General features: G+C 66.5%; 8 protein-coding genes. All 8 read left to right on the top strand.

Going from position 1 to position 16,746, the window contains the following annotated elements; all coding sequences use genetic code 11:
• Positions 1 to 17: 17 nt before the first annotated feature.
• The 8 genes from IFT60_RS10980 (at position 18) to IFT60_RS10945 (ending at position 16,707) form a co-directional block, all read left to right on the top strand.
• Complete coding sequence (locus IFT60_RS10980; protein ID WP_192052010.1) at positions 18 to 1,289, top strand: efflux RND transporter periplasmic adaptor subunit; 1,272 nt, start codon at positions 18 to 20, stop codon at positions 1,287 to 1,289.
• A 44-nt stretch (positions 1,290 to 1,333) separates the two neighbouring features.
• Entirely contained in the window at positions 1,334 to 1,606 is a 273-nt protein-coding gene (locus tag IFT60_RS10975; protein WP_192052009.1) for a hypothetical protein, read from the top strand.
• Complete coding sequence (locus IFT60_RS10970) at positions 1,603 to 3,201, top strand: MBL fold metallo-hydrolase (protein WP_192052008.1); 1,599 nt, start codon at positions 1,603 to 1,605, stop codon at positions 3,199 to 3,201. The genes IFT60_RS10975 and IFT60_RS10970 overlap by 4 nt, the downstream gene beginning before the upstream one ends.
• 34 nt (positions 3,202 to 3,235) lie before the next feature.
• Positions 3,236 to 4,009 carry a thioesterase II family protein gene (locus tag IFT60_RS10965; RefSeq protein ID WP_192052007.1) on the top strand — a complete coding sequence of 258 codons (774 nt, stop codon included), beginning with the start codon at positions 3,236 to 3,238 and terminating at the stop codon, positions 4,007 to 4,009.
• Between the two features lie 70 nt (positions 4,010 to 4,079).
• Positions 4,080 to 4,826 (top strand): ABC transporter ATP-binding protein, encoded by a 747-nt coding sequence (locus IFT60_RS10960; protein WP_197986292.1) that lies wholly within the window; start codon positions 4,080 to 4,082, stop codon positions 4,824 to 4,826.
• A 62-nt stretch (positions 4,827 to 4,888) separates the two neighbouring features.
• Positions 4,889 to 7,321, top strand: a complete 2,433-nt coding sequence (locus IFT60_RS10955; protein ID WP_192052006.1) for an ABC transporter permease — start codon at positions 4,889 to 4,891, stop codon at positions 7,319 to 7,321.
• 246 nt (positions 7,322 to 7,567) lie between these two features.
• Entirely contained in the window at positions 7,568 to 9,493 is a 1,926-nt protein-coding gene (locus tag IFT60_RS10950; RefSeq protein WP_192052005.1) for a non-ribosomal peptide synthetase, read from the top strand.
• Positions 9,490 to 16,707 carry a type I polyketide synthase gene (locus IFT60_RS10945; protein WP_192052004.1) on the top strand — a complete coding sequence of 2,406 codons (7,218 nt, stop codon included), beginning with the start codon at positions 9,490 to 9,492 and terminating at the stop codon, positions 16,705 to 16,707. Before IFT60_RS10950 ends, IFT60_RS10945 begins: the two co-directional genes overlap by 4 nt.
• Positions 16,708 to 16,746: the final 39 nt, after the last annotated feature.

Raw genomic sequence — 16,746 nt, 5'->3', positions numbered from 1 at the left:
CAGCCTGAACGACCATCATGGACCGTGTAATCGAAAAGAAGAAGTGGCCCGGCCGCAAGATCGCGGCGGTTGCCGCAGGGGTGATCAGTGTCGGGGCGGCCGTGAGCATGGCCGCCGCCAACGCCAGCAAGAGCCGGCTCAGCATCGACGCCAGCCGCCTGAGCACGGCGCAGGTGCGCAACAGCCAGTTCCAGGAATACGCCGCCATCAACGGCAGCGCGCTGCCGAAGAATACGGTGTTTCTCGACGTGCAGGAAGGCGGCATCGTCGACAAGATCTACCTGCGCAGCGGCGACATGGTGAAGAAGGGCGACCTGATCCTGGCGTTTTCCAACAACGGCGCGCAAAAGGAAAACATCGATGCCGAAACGCGCCTGCTGGAAAACCTGAACCAGCTGCGCAATTCGAAGATCAGCCTGACGCAGTCGAACCTGATCCTCAAGGACCAGCTGCTCGACCTGGAATACAAGATCGCCGACGCCGAAGCCAAGTTCGCCCGCTACGAGAAGCTGGCCAACAACCCGACGCCCTTCCTGTCGAAGGAAGCCTTCGCGACCCAGCGCGACCAGCTGACGCACTACAAGGAAAAGCGCGACTTGCTGCGCGAGCGCATCCGCCAGGAGACGGCGCTCGAGCACCAGCAGATCAAACAGATCGATTCCTCGATCGCGAGCGTGGACCGCAACATGGAAATGCTCACCCAGATCATCGAGAGCCTGAAGGTGCGCGCGCCGATCGACGGCCAGCTCTCGAGCCTGAACGTCGAGGTCGGGCAGAGCATCCTGCGCTGGCAGCGCATCGCCCAGATCGACCAGCTCGGCAGCTTCATGGTGCGCGCCGACATCGACCAGTTCTACATTTCCAAGGTCGCTCCGGGGCAGAAGGGCAAGTTCGAGTTCAACGGCAAGCCCTATGAGGTGGTCGTGGCCAAGATCTACCCGGACGTCAAGAACAGCGTGTTCCAGGCCGACCTGAATTTCGTCGGCGCGGCGCCCGAGGGCCTGAAACGCGGCCAGACCCTGCAGATCGACCTTAGCCTGTCGGAGTCGCGCATGACCCGGGTGGTCGACAAGGGCGGCTTCTACCGCCACACCAACGGACGCTGGGCCTATGTGCTGGCGGCCGACGGCCGCTCCGCGCGGCGCAGCAACATCGTGCTCGGCCGGCAGAATCCGCAGTCGGTCGAAGTGCTCGAAGGGCTCGCCGTGGGCGAGCGCATCATCACCTCCGATTACGAAGGCTTCGGCGACGTCGACGAACTGAAGTTTTCGGAAGCGCCCAGGCGCTGAGCGGGTGCAACGTTTCCAATCACATCACTTGACCGGGTCCGAACATGAACATTCCTATCGTCTCCACCCTTGCCAAAGCCTGGCGCGGCAACAACCCGCGCGTGCGCACCTTCTTCGCCCTCGCGCTCGCCTTTGCGCTGGGCTGCGGCGGCACCCTCCTGCTGTGGAACGCGGGCAGCCTCGGCGCCGGCGCGGCCGGCACCGCGGCCTTCCTGCTGGGCGCCATGGCGGCCGCCTGCGTGGCGGCGATCTGCACCTTCCAGGCCATGGTCGAGCGCAAGCAGGCCGGCGACACGCTGGCGGCGGCCGAACAATGAGCACCTGGTACCTGAGGCCCGATGCCTACTTCGAGCCGCTGTTCAACGGCTGGTACGCCTGGCCCTACCTGATGCAGCCGGCAACCGCGGCGCGCCACACCGTGCACACCCACCGCCGCATCATGAAGTCGTTCGTCAACAACTTCCAGATGCACATCCTGGCCAACCAGGAGCGCGACCTCGCCGGCGGCGACTACCTCGATTGCCGCGCCGACCAGGTGGCCGAGATCCGCGCGCTGGTGGCCGCACTGGAGCGCGATTGCGCCGACCTGGTCGGCCTGTCCGCCGCCATCGACGAACTCGAGGAACTGCTACGCGGCCACACCAGCGGCGAGTCGATCGAGCCGCTGTATGCCAGGGTGCCCGAGCCGCTCAAGGGCTACGTCGAGCTGTTCATGGATGCCGAGCACCATCCCTCCTACCGCCTGATCGAGGCGATGCTGTACCGCAGCCCGTATTACCGGCGCGACCTGCAGCGGCTCGGCTTCGGCCTGCTGGCGCGCGTGCAGGGGCGGCCTTTTGTGTTCAGCACGCCGCGCCTGGCCGACGCCAACCACCTGCAGCTGGCGCTCGATTTCTGCCACCCCAAGGTCGACCGCCTGTTCGCCGCGCGCGAACGCCCGCTCACGGACGCCGAGCTCGATGCCCTGATCACCAACAGTCCCGCCGCCGGCGGGCTGGCGATGGCCGAGCTGTTCACGCGCGAGGCGCCGGCGCGCCGCCACCAGCGGCTGGAGCGGGGCGTGCGCGTGACCTATACCGGGCACGCCGGCTTCATGCTGGAGACGGCGCAGGTGACGATCCTGGTCGACCCGGTAATTCCCAGCCGGGGCGCGGACGATACCGACAACCTGGTCAGCTTCAGCGAACTGCCGCCGCGGATCGACTACATCTGCCTGACGCACAGCCACCAGGACCACGTCAACCTGGAAACGCTGCTGCAGCTGCGCTACAAGACCGGCAAGGTCGTGGTGCCGAAGAATAACGGCGGCGGCCTGTTCGACCCGTCCATCAAGCTGATGCTGGCAAACCTGGGGTTCGACGTGATCGAGATGGACGACCTGGACGAGGTCGCGCTGCCCGGCGGCCGCATCGTCGCCATGCCTTTCCTGGGCGAGCACGGCGACCTGCACATCCGTTCCAAGGCCGCCTGGTACGTCGCGCTGGAAGGCCGCACCTTCTTCTTCGGCGCCGACTCGGCCAACCTCGAGCCGCGCCTGTACGGGCGCCTGAGCGAGCATTACAAGGATTTCGACATCCTGGCCGTCGGCATGGAGTGTGTCGGCGCGCCCTATACCTGGCTGTACGGGGCGCTGACGACGCGCCCGGTGGCCAAGAACATCAAGGCGTCGCGCCGCCTGAACGGCAGCGACTTCGAACGCGCGCTGCCCATGGCCGAGGTATTCACGCCGCGCCGCGTCTACGTCTACGCCCTTGGCGCCGAGCCTTGCTACAAGTACATCACCGGCATCGACTACCACGACGACTCCAGGCAGATCGTCGAATCGGGAAAGATGATCGCCGCATGCGAGGCGATGGGCATCGAGGCCGAATGCATGTTCGGCAAGAAAACCATCGTCTTTGACCCGCTGTGACCCCCGCCTCACGACCTCGACAGGACTTATCGCCATGAACAACAGCACGCCTTCCTCCAAATGGTTTTTGGTCGTCAAGCCACGACCGCAGGCCGAATTCCGCTTGTTCTGCTTCCCATACGCCGGCGGCAGCGCCACCGCCTACTCGGCCTGGGCCGAGCTCCTGCCCGACAACGTCGAGCTGGTAGCGATCCAGCCGCCGGGGCGCGCCAACCGCCTGGGCGAAGCGCTGCTGACGTCGGTGCACGACATGGCCGACGGCGTCGCCGACGCCATCGGCCCCTGGCTGGACCGCCCCTACATGATTTATGGCCACAGCCTGGGGTCGATCGTCAGCTTCGAACTGCTCCATTCGCTGCGCGCACGCGGCCTGCCGCTGCCGTTCCGCTATTTCTGCGGCGCGCGCCGGGCGCCGCACGTGCCGCCGCGCATCGCCCCGATCCACAACTATCCGCTCGAGGAATTCAAGGCCGAGCTCAGGACCCTCAACGGCACGCCCGAGATCATCCTCAACAACGCCGACCTGATGGATATCTTCGTGCCGATCCTGCGCACCGATTTCAAGGCCGCCTACAACTACCGGCGCGAACCGGCCATCAAGCTCGAGTGCGAGGTCTCGGTCTTCAACGGCGCCCGGGACGACAAGGTGCTGGAAGAAGACATGCTGGGCTGGCAGGCGCATTTCGCGCGCAAGGTCGACTTCCGCACCTTCCCCGGCGGTCATTTCTTCATGGATGAGAACCGCAGCGCCGTGCTCGACGTCATTTGCGCCAGCGTGCGCCGGCGCAGCGAATGCGTGGCCGCCTGACGCCTGCGCAATCCACTCTTTGCAACACCGGACGCAGGCCGCGTCCGGCTCCCACGACCGGAACTTCATCATGATCATCCAGACCAGTGCCTTGTCCAAAATTTTCCGAACCGACGAAGTCGAGACCGCTGCGGTCGACAGCATCGACCTCGAAGTACGCGAGGGCGAATTCGTCGCGCTGATGGGCCCGTCGGGCTGCGGCAAGTCGACGCTGATGCACATCATCGGCCTGCTCGACAACGCCACCAGCGGCAGCTACCGCTTCCTGGGCGAGGAAGTCGCGTCCATGAGCGAACGCCAGCGCTCGACCTTTCGCAAGAAGAACATCGGCTTCATCTTCCAGAGCTTCAACCTGATCGACGAACTGACCGTGTTCGAGAACGTCGAACTGCCGCTGATCTATGCCGGCGTGCCGGTCGCCGAGCGCCGCCCGAAGGTGGAAGCGGTGCTGGCCAAGCTCGATATCGTGCACCGCAAGAACCACTATCCGCTGCAGCTGTCGGGCGGCCAGCAGCAGCGCGTGGCGGTGGCGCGCGCCATCGTCACCGCGCCGCGCCTGATCCTCGCCGACGAGCCGACCGGCAACCTCGATTCGCGCCACGGCAGCGAAGTGATGGGCATCCTCAAGCAGCTCAATGCCGAGGGCAGCACGATCGTGATGGTGACCCACTCCGAGCACGATGCCGGCCACTGCAGCCGTGTCTGCCGCCTGCTGGACGGCAAGGTGGTCGAGCAGCCGCGCCGGCCGGGTGCATCCGTCCCGGTCGTTCCCGCCATCGCTGCCGTCCAGGAACTGGCGCTGGCCGAGGGCGATTGAGGCCGGGCCAGCTTAGCGGGCGCCGCCGGCGCCCATCACAGTTCCGGAAAGGGAGCGAAGCAGTGTTTATCCATTATTTTAAAATTGCGGTGCGCAACCTGCTCAAGGATCGGGTCTATTCGGCGATCAACCTGCTGAGCCTATCCCTGGCGATCGCCTGCGCCATCACCTTGTCGCTGTACGTCAGCAACCAGCTGACCTACGACAAACACCACACCAACCACCCATCGATCGTGCGCGTGGTCAACGAGATCGCCACCAATGGCGAACCGAACCGCTACGCGATGACCTCGCGCGCGCTCGGGCCGCTGCTCACCAAACAGTATCCGCAGGTGGGCGAGTTCGTCCGCATCCGTAACTTCGCCGTCGCGCGTGCCGTGTTCCGCTACAAGGACACGGTCAAGTACTGGGACGACGTCAAGATCGCCGACGAGAACATCTTCAGCGTCTTCACGCACGAGGCGGTGTTCGGCGACCTGAAGGATGCGCTGAAGGATCCGTCCTGGATCGCCGTCAGCCAGAGCTTTGCCAGGAGCTATTTCGGCGACCGCAATCCGGTCGGCGAAACCATCGCCACCGATACCTTTTCGTACCGCATCGCGGCCGTGTTCAAGGATTTGCCGAAGAATAGCCACATGCGCTACGACGCGGTGCTGTCGATGAAGCGCCTGCGCGACTTCGGCCTGGACGACACCATGTCCTCGCCCGACCAGCTGTTCGACATCGAGAACTACACCTATTTCAAGCTCAAGCCGGGCATGGGCCGCCAGTCCTTCGAGCAATTGCTGACGCGCTTCGGCGACGACACCACCGCCGCCGTGGGCGAGCGCATGCACTCGAAGATCTACTACAGCGCCCAGGGCCTGGGCGACATCCACTTCGACGATGGCTACCGCTACGACCAGCCGGTGGGCAACATCCTGTACGTGTACGGCTTCGTCGCGGTGGCGCTGTTCCTGGTGATCGTCGCGTGCATCAACTACACCAACCTGGCAACCGCGCGCGCCATCGGCCGCTCCAAGGAAATCGGCATGCGCCGCGTGATCGGCGCCACCCGCGAGCAACTGGTGGCCCAGTTCCTGGGCGAATCGGTCTGCCTGACCCTGATCGCGGCCGTGCTCGGGATCGGCTTGCTGCTGCTGTTGAACTTCACGGTCGGGCTCGACCGGCTGCTCGGCGCCAGCGTCGAGCTCGACGTCCTGCGCGAACCGGCGATCGTGCTCTGGGTCCTGCTCGGCACGGTTGCGATCGGCATCGCCGCCGGCCTGTATCCGGCCCTGTACCTGTCCTCGATCGGTACCCTGGCCGCCCTCAACAACAACCGCAACATGCGCCGCGCGCGCTTTTCGCTGCGCGAGATCCTGGTGTTCGTCCAACTGGTGGTGTCGGTCGGCATCGTTGCCAGTACGCTGATCATGGGCCGCCAGATGCAGTTCATCGCCGACAAGCCGCTCGGCTTCGAACGGGGCAACAAGGTGGCGGTGCTGATGCACGGGGTCGATGCGATCCGGAAGATCCCGCTGCTGAAGGTGGAGCTGGAACGCCATCCGGACATCGTCAGCGTCACCGAAACCTCGTTCGTGCCGGGCGACGAGGTGGCGGCCAACCTGATCAAGGTGGCCACCAACGACGGCGACATGCAGGAAGTGATCGTCAACCAGATCGCGGTGGACCGCGACTTCGTCGCCAACGTCGGCATCGAGGTGGTGGCCGGGCGCGATTTCTCCAAACGCATGCTCACCGATGTCGGCGCCTCGGTGCTGGTCAACGAATCCTTCGTGCGCCTGATGGGCTGGAAGGATCCGATCGGCAAGCGCGTCCAGAACGACGGCCACGTCATCGGCGTGCTGCGCGACTTTCATTTCAGCTCGCTGCACGCACGGGTGGGGCCGATGATGCTGCGCCAGTTCCAGAAGACCGAACTCGACAACGTGCCGCCCAACGAGCGCAACCTGATCACGCGCTCGATGGTGATCGCGCTCTCGGGCGAGAACGTGGAGGGGGCGCTGGCGGCGATCCGCGCCGCGGTGTCGGCGGCCAACCCGAAGCATCCGTTCGAATTCGCCTTCTTCGAAGACCTGCTGCAGCGCCAGTACGCCAGCGAGACCGGCATCATGCGCCTGACCGGCAGTTTCGCCCTGATCTGCATCGCCATTTCCTGCCTTGGCCTGTTCGGCCTGGCCGCGTTCACCACCCAGCAGCGCACCAAGGAGATCGGGGTGCGCAAGGTGCTGGGGGCCAGTCCGGCCAACATCGTGTGGATGCTCACGCGCGGCCTGCTGACCTGGGTCGGGGCGGCGGCGGCCTGCGCCTCGCTGCTGACCTGGTTCGTGATGGACCACTGGCTGCAGACCTTCGCCTACAAGACCAGCATGCACCCGGCCATTTTTGTCGCCGCCGCTACCCTGATCGCGGTGCTGGCCTTTTTGTCGGTGGCGCTCCAGGCTGGGCGCACGGCGCTGCGCAATCCGGTTACGGCGCTGCGCTACGAGTAGGGCAGGGCGTTTCGAGGAGCCGCGGGCGCGTCGCGCGACCCGCGGCTTTTTGCATTTCGCAACTGTCGCAAGCGCCGAACAATGTGTGGCAGCGCGGCCCGTAAAACGGCGTCCAGCGTAACTTCTTCGTAATAACGTTCCGATATATTTCTCCAGGTCAGTGCTGCGCCCGTAACGGCGCGGCACGCATGACAAGACGCGTGTCAACACGCGCAACCGGCCGCTTCCGACAAGAGGAATCCATCCATGACGAGCATTGAAGAGTCATCCCAGCCACCGGCGCTGGCGGCCCGCTTCGATCGCGCGGTACGCGCCCACCCCGGGCGCGCCGCGATCGAATTCGGGACCCGCAGCTGGTCCTACCGCGACATCGATATCCTGAGCGACAACCTGGCGGCACGCCTGCAGCGGCAGGTCGACCCCGCGCACGTCGTCGTCGTCCACTGCGAACGCGGTCCCTTGCTGGTGCTGGCGCTGCTTGCCTGCGTCAAGGCGGGGCGCCTGTTCTTCGTCGTCGGCGAAAACCAGCCCGAGTCGTACGTCGCGCGCGCCCTCGACGGCGTTGGCGCCATCGCCTGGCTCGGCGCCGAGGGCTTGTCCGACCCGGCCAGGGCCGCCCGCATCGCCGGTGCGCGCCTGCAGGCCTGCCTGATGCTGGGGCCGCGGGACCTCGATACGTCCGCCGCCTGCGCCCCGTTCGCCGCAGAAACCCAGGCGCCCGCAGCCGGGCTGTACCTGGTCGCCACCTCCGGCACCACCGGCAAGCCGAAACTGGTGCTGACCGGCGAGGCGGCCATCCTGAACTTCCTCGACTGGTACGGCGCCGCCTTCGCGCTGAACCACGAAGACAAATTCAGCATGCTCTCCGGCCTGGGCTACGACCCGCTGATCCGCGACGTCTTCACCGCCCTGTGCCTGGGCGCCTGCGTCAGCATCCCCGAAGCGGACGTGCTAGGCCGGCGCCGCGGCCTGCATGCCTGGGCCGCCGGGCGCGGCGTCACGGTGATCCACGCCACGCCGCAGCTGGCCCAGCTCATCTTCGACAAGGAACAGCGTGAAGCGCTGCCCGCGGTGCGCGTGATGGCCGTCGGTGGCGCCGGCCTCGGCCACGCGCTGGCGCAGCACGTGGCGGCGCTGCTGGACGGCGGCGTGCTGCTCAACGTGTACGGCGCCAGCGAAACGCCGCAGGTCATGGCCTGGCACCAGGTGGTGCGCGGCGCCGGACCATCGGATGGCGCGAACGGCAAGGTCGCCGTCGGCAAGCCGATCGCCGGGGTCGACATCGCCGTGCTCGACGAGGCCGGAGAGCGCTGCGCCACGGACGACGTCGGCGAGATATTCATCGCCACGCCGCACCTGGCGCTCGGCTACTACGGCGACGCGGCGCTGACGGCGCAAAAATTCGTCGACCTGCCGGGCCTGGGCCGCGCCTACCGCACCGGCGACCTCGGCTTCGTCGACGGCGGCGGCCAGCTGCACTACGTCGGCCGCAAGGACCGCCAGGTCAAGCTGCGCGGCTACCGCATCCAGCTCGAGGAAGTCGAGCTGGCCTTGCAGGCGCTGTCCCTGGTGGCCGCCGCCGCCGTGGTGTTCGAGGCCGGCGAGGGCGCCGACGCCGCCGGCAAGCTGGTGTGCTACCTGCAGGCGGCGCCGGGCGCGGCCATCGGCGTGCCGGCCATCAAGCAGGCCCTGGTGGACGCCTTGCCGACCTACATGATGCCCGACCGCTACGTGGTGCTGGAGCGGATGCCGCTCAACAGCCGCCACAAGATCGATTACGCCGCCCTGAAGGCGGCGGCGCCGGCCGCGCAGGCGATTCCAGTGGCGGCGCCGGGCGCCAGCCAGGGCGTGGCGCGGCAACTGCTGTCGATCTGGTCCGGCGTGCTCGATACGCCGAGCGCGGACATCGCGCTCGACAGTAACTTTTTCGATGTCGGCGGCAACTCCTTGCTGTCTGTGAAGTTGATCGAATACATCAACAAGAGTTTTTCCAAAAACATGAAGACAAGCGATTTGTTCGTTCATTCGAACATCAACGAGTTGTCGAAATTTCTTGCAGCTACGAATGACGAGCAAGGCCAATCCAGCAGCGGCGCCAATGCAGGCCGGCGTGCGCAATATTTAAGCCAAGTCAGCTTGGGTCGAAACAGGAAAATACGGGTGGAATTATGAGCGAAATGAATGGTGCGATTGCGATTGTCGGCATGTCCCTGCGGTTCCCGAAAGCGAATACGCAGGAAGAATTCTGGAACAACCTGCTCGAAGGGCGCGATTGCGCCAGGATGCTCGACAAGGAAGAGCTGGCCAAACTGGGCGTCGCCCGCGAAAAGCTCGACAGCGCGGAATACGTCTACCGCAGCTACGACCTGGACGATATCGACATGTTCGACGCCAAGTTCTTCGGCTTCTCGCCGCGCGAGGCGCGCATGGCCGATCCGCAGCTGCGCATCATGCTCGAAGCGGCCCAGGAATGCATCGAGGATTCCGGCCACGTCGTCAACGGCACCAAGACCGGCATGTACTTCGGCGTCGCCGACCACAAGTACTGGATGTACTACAACCTGTTCCAGTCGCCGCTGGAAGAGCAGAATGAAGTGGCCAAGCGCATCATCGCGGTGAAGGACTTCTTCGCCACCCAGCTGTCGCACAAGCTCGGCCTGACCGGCCCCAGCATTTCGCTCAACAGCGCCTGCTCGACCGGCCTGCTGGCCACCCACGAAGCCTGCAACCACCTGCTGATGTACGACTGCGACTATGCGCTCGCCGGCGGCTGCGAAATCCTGAAAGGCGTCGGCTACCAGTACTTCGACGGCGGCCTGTCGGCCAAGGGCGGCTACCTGCGCGCTTTCGACAAGGATGCCTCGGGCACGGTGTTCGGCAGCGGCGTCGGCATGGTCATGCTGCGCCGCCTCGAAGACGCCGTGCGCGACGGCGACAAGATCTACGCGGTCATCCGCAGCACCGCCGTCAACAACGACGGCAACCAGAAGGTCGGCTACATGGCGCCGGGCGTCAAGGGCCAGATGAGCGTCATCCACGAGGCGATCGAACGGGCAGGCGTGTCCGCGCGCGACATCAGCTACGTCGAGGCGCACGGCACCGGCACCAACGTCGGCGACCCGATCGAGATCGAATCGATCAGCAAGGTGTACCGCAAGTACACGGACGACAAGCAGTACTGCACCATCGGCTCGGTCAAGACCAACGTCGGCCACCTCAGCATCGCCGCCGGCATCGCCGGCCTGATCAAGACCTCGCTGATGCTCTACCACCGCAAGATCCCGAAAATCCTGCACTTCAACGAAGCCAACCCGGCCATCGATTTCGAAAACAGCCCGTTCAAGGTGGCGCGCGAGCTGTCCGACTGGACGCCGTACAACGGCCGCCGCATCGCCGGCATCAGCGCCTTCGGCGTGGGCGGCACCAACGTGCACGCGGTGCTGGAAGAAGCGCCGGCGCAGGAACGCGCCGGCCAGGGGTCGCCCTACGACCAGGTGTTCGTGCTGGGCGCCCGCTCCGACAAGGCGCTGGCCGACGTCAGGACGCGCCTGGCCGATTTCGTCGAGCGCCATCCGGAAACGGCGCCGGGCGACATCGCCTTTACCCTCAACGCCGGCCGCCAGAAGTTCGAGCACCGCCTGGCGCTGCGCGCATCGAACCGCGAGCAGCTGATCCAGGCCTGCCGCGCCGGCGGCCAGAAGACGCACACCGTCTCGCCGGGCGCGATGCGCCAGACCGTGTTCATGTTCCCGGGGCAGGGCGCGCAGTATCCCGACATGGGGCTGCAGCTGTACCTGCAGGAGCCGCGCTTCAAGGCCCACGTGGACGCCTGCTGCGCCGAGACCAGCGAAGCGCTCGGCATCGACATCTTCCCGGTCCTGTTCCCGACCCTCTGCGGCACGGCCAGCGCGGCCGGCGCCGCTGATGCCCATGCGCGTATCAACCAGACCGAGTTCACCCAAATCTGCCTGTTCGTGGTGTCGGTCGCCATGGCGCGCCTGTGGATCGAGTTCGGGGTGCGTCCCGACGCGATGGTCGGCCACAGCATCGGCGAATACGCCGCCGCCTGCGTGGCCGGCGTGTTCTCGCTCGAGGATGGCCTGAAGCTGGTGGCCCACCGCGGCCGCCTGATGCAGTCGATGCCGAAGGGCAGCATGCTGTCGGTGCAGCGCCCGGCGGCCGACCTGGCGCGCTACCTCGGCCAGGACCTGTCGATCGCCGGCATCAACAGCCCGGCTTCGTGCGTGGTGTCGGGCACCGACGCCGCCATCGAAGGCCTGGGCGCGACGCTGGCCGCGGCCGGCATCAAGAGCACCGTGCTGCATACCTCGCACGCCTTCCACTCGCACATGATGGACCCGATCCTGGAACAGTTCGAGGACGTGGTGCGCTCGGTCGCGCTGCAGGCGCCGCGCACCCCGTTCATCTCGAACCTGACCGGGACCTGGATCACGGCCGACCAGGCCACCGATCCCGGCTACTGGTCGGCCCAGCTGCGCGCGCCGGTGCTGTTCTCGCGCGGCCTCGCGTGCGTGGTGCAGCAGGACTCGGTGTGCCTCGAGATGGGCCCGGGCGCATCCCTGTGCGCGCTGCTCGGACAGCACGACTTCGACGCCGCCTGCCATACGGTGGCGACGCTGCCGCGCGCCGTCGACGAGGTTTCGGCCGCCGATTTCCTGGCCGCCGCGCTCGGCACGGCCTGCTGCCATGGCGTCGAGATCGACTGGGAAGCCGTGTATGCCGGCAGCGGCGCGCGCCGCGTGTCGCTGCCGACCTATCCGTTCGAGCGCAAGAGCTTCTGGCTCGACGACGAGATGCTCAAGCCGAAGACGGTGACGGCCGACCTGGGCCCGCTCGAGCATCCGCTGCTCGGACGCCGCGTCGCCACCTCGTCGAAGGTGGTGGTATTCGAGAACCTCATCGACAAGGACACGCCGAAGTTCCTGGCCGACCACCGCCTGATCGAGACCGTGATCTTCCCGGGCGCCGGCTATACCCAGATGGCGCTCGAAGCCGGCAAGTACTTCATCAAGAACAAGAAGGTCAGGATCGACGAGATCCGCTTCGCCCAGGTCATGATGCTGCACGACGGCGCCCAAAAGGTCGTGCAGGTCGTGGCCACCGCCAGCGGCGACGGCTGCACCTTCGAGATCCTGAGCCGCAACGCCGGCGAGCAGGCCGACGCGCCCTGGGTGCTGCATGCCAAGGGCAAGATTTCGCCGCACTCGGTGAACGCGCCGTCGATCGCCATGCCGGCCCTGGCCGCCCAGCCCGAGCGCGAACTGGTGCCGCTGTCGCGCTACTACGACGCGCTCAAGTTCATCACCTTCGGCCCCTCGTTCCGCTGCATCAAGCGCCTCTGGATCGGCGAGAACGCCGCCGGCCAGCTCGAAAGCCTGGGCCTGGTCGAACTGCCGCAGCACCTGTACGGCGAGGTCGACCGCTACAGCTTCCACCCGGTGCTGCTCGACGCCGCCTTCCAGATCATCGACGGACCGAAGATCTCGCAGACCGGCACCTTGCCGGTGGGCCTGCGCAACTTCACCGTGTACGAAGCGGTGCCGAACGCGTTCTACGTGCACGCCGTGCGCCGCGAACAGACCGACGAGGAATACTCGATCGGCGAAATCACCGTGTTTTCCGAGAAGGGCAGCGTCATCGCCCGCATCGAACACTACCTGCAGAAGGAGATCGCCGACTCGGTCGTGGCGCGCGACCAGCTGGCCGACGTGCTGTTCGACATCGACTGGCAACAGACCGGACAAAGCATCGCCCGCCCGGCCACGGCCGGCGCCTGGATCGTGGCCGGCGCGCCGAGCGCCTTTACCAACAAGCTGGCGGCGGCGCTGGAAGGGGCCGGCCGCCAGGTGCTGCAGCTCGACGGCGGGCTGGCCGGCGCCGCTGCGCTCGAGCTGGTCAAGCGCTCGCAGGTGGACACCATCGTCTTTGCCCGCGCCCTGGCCGACGGCGGCGGCGCGGCGGACGCGATGGACCTGAGCCTGGACCTGCTCCGTATGGTGCAGCAGGTGAATGCCTGCGAGGCCGACGCGCCGCCGCGCATCGTCATCGGCACCCGCGGCGCCCAGGCGGCCGGCGGCGCCGGCGACGGCGGCGAACAACAGGCGCACCAGGCCGCGCTGTGGGGCATCGGCAATACCTTGACCGCCGAACATCCGGAACTGCGCTGCCTGCGCGCCGACCTCGACGCCGCGCCGACCTCGCTGGACGCGTTCGTGGCCGACCTGGTGGCCGGCGACACGCTGGAAAACCAGCTGGCCTACCGCGACGGCCAGCGCCTGGCGCCGCGCCTGCAGCGCCACGGTGGCGCGGCCGGCACCGACAGCGCGCTGCGGCTGCCGAACGGCCCGTTCGAAGTGCGCCTGATGCGCTTCGGCACCTTCGACAACTTCGCCGCACGCGAATTCATCCCCGACCTGGTCGGCGAGAACGAAGTGCTGGTCGAAATGCACAGCGCCGCCCTGAACTTCAAGGAAACGCTGTACGTGCTGGGCTTCCTCAACCCGAACAAGCGCCACGCCGCGAACTTCGACTTCGGCATGGAAGGCGCCGGCCGCATCAAGCGCGTCGGCCCCGGCGTTACCCACCTGAAGAAGGGCGACGACGTCATCGTCTGGCACAACGGCTGCCTGTCGAGCGACTTCGTGGTCAACGTCGACAAGGTGATCAGGAAGCCGGCCGCACTGTCCTACGCCGAAGCGGCCTGCCTGCCGACCGTGTTCATGACCGCCTACCACGCCCTGTACAACATCGCCGGCATCAAGCGCGGCGACAAGGTGCTGATCCACGCCGCCGCCGGCGGGGTGGGGCAGGTGGCGATCCAGATCGCCAGGGCCGTCGGCGCCGAGGTCTTCGCCACCGCCAGCCAGGGCAAGTGGGAGCACCTGCGTGCGCAGGGCGTGCGCCACGTGTTCGATTCGCGCACCCTCGAATTCTCGCGCCAGGTCATGGAAGCGACCGGCGGCGCCGGCGTCGACATCGTGTTCAACAGCCTCAACGGCGAATTCATCGAGCGCAGCTTCGACGCCATGGCCACCAATGGCCGCTTCGTCGAAATCGGCAAGAAGGACATCTGGTCGAACGAGCGCGCCGCGGCCTATCGCCCCGACGTCGACTACACCTTCTTCGAGATCGGCGAAAACGACACCAGCGGCGGCATCGGCGGCGACACCATCATCCACGACCTGATGCAGCAGATCCTCGACGACTTTGAGTCGGGCAAGCTGGCGCCGCTGCCGATGACCGAGTACGCGGTCAGCGACCTGCAGCAAGCCTACCGCTACCTGGCCGCCGGCAAGAACGTCGGCAAGGTGGTCGTCAACTTCGACAAGCACCTGGCGACGGCCGCCGGCGCCACCCTGGTGCGGCCGGACCGCACCTACCTGGTGACGGGCGGCCTGGGCGGCCTCGGCTTCGAATGCGCCAACTGGCTCATCGGCCAGGGCGCGCGCCACATCGCGCTGGCCGGACGCAGCGCCCCGACGGAGGAAGTCGCACGCCGGATCGCCGACCTCGCCAAGATCGGCGTGAACGCCTTTGCGGTGCGCGGCGACATCGGCGTGCAGGCCGACGCGGCGCGCATCATCGACACCATCGCGGCCGGCCCGGCGCCGCTGGGCGGCATCCTGCATTGCGCCGGCGTGCTCGAAGACGGCGTGCTGGCACAGCAGACGCCGGAGAAATTCGCCAAGGTGTTCGGCCCGAAAGTGATGGGCACCCTGCACCTGCACCACCTCACCGCCAGCATGGCGCTCGACTTCTTCGTGTGCTTCTCGTCGGTGTCGGCCATCCTCGACGGCGGCGGCCAGGGCAATTATGCGGCCGCGAACGCCTTCATGGACCGCCTGATGAGCCTGCGCCGCAGCCAGGGCCTGGCGGGCCTGTCGGTCAACTGGGGCGCCTGGGCCGACGTGGGCATGGCGGCGCGCCTGGCGCAAAAGCGCACGATGGACATGAGCCACTTCATCAGCCGCGAAGAAGGCTTCCTGGCGCTCGAACGCCTGATGGCGGGGCAGGCGGTGCAGGGCGTGGTCTGCAAGCTGGGCGCGCGCCTGGCGCCGGACACCCGCTCGCGCCTGCTGCTCGAGCTGGTCGAAAAAGCCGCCGCCAACGATGGCGAGGGCGCGGCGATGGGCGACCTGGAGCGGGTATTCGCCCAGCATCCGGGCAACGGCGTGGCCGAGAATTTCGCGCTGTTCCTCAAGAGCCAGGTCAACCGGGTGCTGGGCGCCGATGCGCGCGACGAGGTCGATGCCGATACCGAATTCGTGGCGCTGGGCGTCGATTCGCTGTCGATGACGGAACTCAAGAACGCCGTCGAGCACGGCATGGGCAAGCCGCTCAAGATGGCGACCTTCTTCGCCAATCCGACGGTGGGGCACCTCTCCAAACACCTGGCCAGGGAATATGGCGACCTGTTCGCGGGCAAGGGCGGCGCTGCTGCCGCATCTGCTCCTTCTTCGGCCGCGCCGGCCGCGGCGGCAGAAGCTGAAGCCACGGCCCGGATCCCGAGCATCGACTTCGTCGCCATGGGCGGCGGCGCCAGCGAGCGCCCGATCTTCTGCCTGCCTGGCCTGAACGGCAACATCTTCGACTTCAACGATTTCGCCGCCACCGTCAAGCACAAATACCGCGTGATGGTCGGCGAAATCAGCAGCGAGCTGGCCACCCTGGAGACCGACATCGCCACCATCGCGGCCGATGCGGTGGCGCAGATCAAGCGCATCCAGCCGGCCGGACCGTATGCATTGCTGGGCTACTCGTACGGCGGCGTGGTGTCGCTCGAAGTGGCGCACCAGCTGCGCGGCGCCGGCGACGACGTCGACATGCTGATGATGCTCGATTCGTTCCCGCACTTCCATTACCGCCTCGACGAACGCTTCATGAGCTTCATGTCGGCCCTGATCGTCGATTCGATCCTGACCCCGATGAAGTTCGACGAGGCGACCTACGAGCGGCTGGCGACCCAGATCATGCACACCCCGGGCGACCGGATGGGCGAACTGATGCGGCAATTCGACACCGGCGGCACGCCCGGCGCCCGGGTCAACATCGACCTGTTCAGCAACATCGCCGAAGCGGGCAAGAAGCGTTCGCTGGCGACCTACGCGCCGCCGAAGAACATCGACGGCGTGAAGATCACCTACGTCAGGGCCGGCAGCTACCCGCGCAGCATGTCGTTCGCGCAGCTGGACGGCTTCCTCGACGACGCGACGATGCGCGACGAGAAGTACTCGTGGGGTGATTTCGTGGGCAACGACTTCGAAGTGCACCGCGTCGCCGGCCAGCACAACGAGTTGCTCAAGCCGGTCCACGTCGACGCCATCGTCGGCCTGGTCGACCGCGCACTGGGTGGCGCCCACCAGTAAGCAGCACGCACGCCGCACCCGGCCCCGTATCGTTTTTTC

This window comes from Massilia sp. CFBP 13721, from assembly GCF_014842025.1.
In the GTDB taxonomy this organism is placed as follows: Bacteria; Pseudomonadota; Gammaproteobacteria; order Burkholderiales; family Burkholderiaceae_D; genus Telluria.
Note: the sequence above shows the minus strand (reverse complement) of the source record. Positions and strands in the feature narration are given on the sequence as shown.